General features: G+C 58.6%; 1 pseudogene. It reads left to right on the top strand.

Annotated elements, in window-relative coordinates:
- A pseudogene (locus tag KVS69_RS20740) lies at positions 1-232 on the top strand (Fe-S cluster assembly protein SufB); the annotation flags it as partial.

Below are 232 nucleotides of genomic sequence, written 5' to 3'. Positions count from 1 at the left end.
ATTACGCCGCGCCGAAGAATGTGACGGGTCCGACCTCGCTGGAGGATGTCGATCCCGAACTTCTGAAGACCTACGAAAAGCTCGGTATTCCGTTGCGTGAACAGGAGATCCTGGCCGGCGTGAAGACCTCGAAGGTCGCCGTCGATGCCGTCTTCGATTCGGTTTCCGTCGTCACGACCTTCAAGAAGGAGCTGCAGAAGGCCGGCGGGGACTTCATGTCGATCTCCGAAGC

This window comes from Stenotrophomonas sp. GbtcB23 (genome assembly GCF_019091045.1).
In the GTDB taxonomy this organism is placed as follows: domain Bacteria; phylum Pseudomonadota; class Gammaproteobacteria; order Xanthomonadales; family Xanthomonadaceae; genus Stenotrophomonas; species Stenotrophomonas rhizophila_A.
The sequence above is the reverse complement of the archived record's forward strand: the minus strand, read 5'-3'. Positions and strand labels throughout refer to the sequence as shown.